The organism is Stenotrophomonas sp. P5_B8 (genome assembly GCF_054049855.1).
Genome location: NZ_JBFULO010000447.1, coordinates 1 through 3,012, shown reverse-complemented (window position 1 = coordinate 3,012; position 3,012 = coordinate 1). Strand labels below are relative to the sequence as shown.

Below are 3,012 nucleotides of genomic sequence, written 5' to 3'. Positions count from 1 at the left end.
GTTGGTGGCAGCAGCGGGAAGCATCCAGCATCATGTCGATGATGCGATCACCCGTCATCCCGATTGCATCGCCGTCCGATCGGGGAATGAGGCGCTGACCTATCGTGAGCTCGGCAATCGAGTGGTGGCCCTTGCCGGCCACCTGCAGAGCGTCGGCGTGGAGCGCAACAGCGTGGTTGGTATCTGCCTACCGCGCTCGCTTGACCAGATCGTCGCGCTTCTGGCCGTGTTCAAGGCGGGCGGGATATATCTCCCGTTGGACCCGGACTACCCGACCGAGCGCCTGGATTACATGGCCCGCGACAGCGGCTGCAGCGTCCTGGTAACCCATTCGAGCCAGCAGTCGTTGCTTGATCTGCCAAAGGCCAGGACCGTGCTGATCGACCAGATCACCGGACAAGACCAGCCATGGACTGATCCAAAGACCTCTGCAAACGATACCGCCTACGTGTTGTACACCTCTGGCTCTACCGGTCGACCCAAGGGCGTGCCGGGCCTTCATCGAATGCTCACCGGTCGCCTGCTGCCCGAACGCGAGCGACGCGATGGAAGTGAAATCTATGCCCAGAAAACCTCCATCAACTTCATCGATTCGCTGTGGGAGGTATTCCTGCCGCTGATCACGGGAGCCACCATTGAGGTCATCCCACAGGCCGCACTGCTGGATCCGCAGGAGCTCTGCCTGGCCCTGCGCAAAGGTAACGTCAGCCACATCGTCCTAGTACCCACGCTGCTTGCCGGCCTCGCATCGCATCTACAGGCCACCGGCCAGAACCTGCCTGCCCTGCGCCTCTGTGTCTCCAGCGGCGAACCACTTCAGGCCGAATTGGCACAACGTTTCCACGACGCGCTGCCCCATGTGGAACTGGTCAACATCTATGGCACCACCGAGTTCTGGGACGCCAGCGCACATACCTTCAGCCCCAGCGAAGGTGGTGCAACCGTGCCAATCGGACGGCCACTGCCCGGCGTAGAAGTGTATGTGCTGGATGAACACATGCGACCGGTACCGCACGGCGTGGAGGGCGAGCTCTACGTCAGCAGCCACGGTCTGGGGCCCGGGTACCTCGGCAATCCCGAGCTGACCTCCAAAGCCTTCATCGACTCACCTCTCCAACCGGGTGTACGGCTGTATCGCACCGGAGACCGCGTCATCTGGCGGAATGGCATCGGCCTTGAGCATCGCGGTCGCGCCGACCGTCAGATCAACAAACATGGGTTTCGTATCGAACCCGGCGAGATCGAAAGCACCCTGGAGCAACACCCCGGCGTGGCCGAATCTATCGTGGTCAGCCACGGCGACGACCAGCAACTGGCGGCTTACGTGGTCCCGACACCGGCCGCGGCAGCTGATCCGGCTCCCTTCGGCCTGTTCTATTTCTCCGATGCCACCAGCACGCCCGGAACCGATGAGCTGGCGCTGTATATCGAAAGCGTGAAAGTAGCGGACCAGATGGGCTTCAACGCTATCTGGACACCAGAGCGGCACTTCACCGAGGTGGGTGCGGCATTCCCGAACCCGTCGGTGTTGAGCGCGGCCGCAGCCATGGTTACCAAGACGCTGCAGCTGCGTTCGGGCAGCGTCGTACTTCCGCTGCACGACCCGCTTCGGGTTGCCGAGGAATGGGCCGTCGTTGATCGCCTCTCCGGTGGCCGTGTTGCCCTCTCCTTCGCCTCCGGCTGGGTCCCCAACGATTTCGTACTCGCGCCAGACAACTTCCAACAGCGCCATCAGGCCATGCTCGAGGGGATCGAACACGTCCGGACGCTCTGGCGCGGCGGCACCATCACGCGAAAGAACGGCGTCGGCGACGTGGTCGAGATCGGTACCCAGCCGCGTCCGGTGCAAGCGGAGCTACCGGTCTGGATTACCGCTGCAGGTGCCCCTCAGACGTTCGCCGATGCCGGTCGCGTCGGCGCCAATGTCCTCACCCACGTCCTCAACACGACCGTGGCAGGCTTGGCCGACAAGATCGCCGCCTATCGCGAAGCGAGGCAACAGGCCGGGCATGACCCGTCCACCGGCCGGGTTGCGGTGATGCTGCACACCTACATGGACGAAGACGCGGCGGCAGCCATCGCCGAGGCCCGGCCACACCTGCAGAACTACTTCCGATCGCAGTTGAAGCTGCGCAAGGATGTCGGCGCAGCCCTTGGCCTCGACGTGCAAACTGATCATGAACTCTCCGACGAAGTGATCAGCCTTGCCGTCGACCGCTTCCTTGCCAGCAAGGCACTGATCGGCTCCCCGCAATCGTGCCAGGAGACCGTACGCGGCCTGCTCGATGCGGGCGTGGACGAGTTCGCCTGCCTGGTGGACTTCGGTCTGCCCGCAGAACGCGTACTGGCCAGCCTTCCGCATCTGAACCGACTTCGCCTCGTCTCGGGCCGACCGCTCCGTGCTGCAGAACTGCAAACATTGCTCAGCCGCGAACTCCCCGTCTACATGCGTCCTGCCAGCATCATCCTGCTCGACCGGCTTCCGCTGACACCGAGCGGAAAAGTTGATCAACAGGCCTTGCCCGACCCCGCCTGCCTACGCGCCAAGGCAGGCCCTGTTGCGCCGCGAAACGAGATCGAAGCCGGACTGGTCAGGATCTGGGCCGAAGTTCTGCGCCAGGAGCAGGTCGGCATTACCGATGGCTTCTTCGAACTCGGAGGAAATTCCGTCTCCGCCATACGGATGATCAACCGCGCCCAGAAGGCACTCGGCGTGAAGATCTCGGTCCGCGACCTGTTTGAACGCCAGTCGATCGCGGCCCTCGAACTTGGCGGGACCCCGCCGGAAACGCCGCGCAGCGYATTGACCAGATTGTCCAACGATAGCGCGGCGCCACCGCTCTTCTGCGTGCATGGCGGAACCGGAGATGCTGCGCACTACGCCAAACTGTGTTCAGCGATCGGGGAAGCTGCCACTCTGTATGCCATCCAGTACCCGACCCCTCCCGCTGAGGGCGCGGGCCCGGGCACCGTGGCCGGACTCGCACGCAGCTATATCGACCTGATCAGAAG

1 protein-coding gene is annotated in these 3,012 nt (G+C 63.4%); it reads left to right on the top strand.

The window, feature by feature from the left end:
- A partial coding sequence (locus ACXJKH_RS17800) for a MupA/Atu3671 family FMN-dependent luciferase-like monooxygenase (RefSeq protein ID WP_457321317.1) occupies positions 1-3,012 on the top strand: 3,012 nt, incomplete at both ends.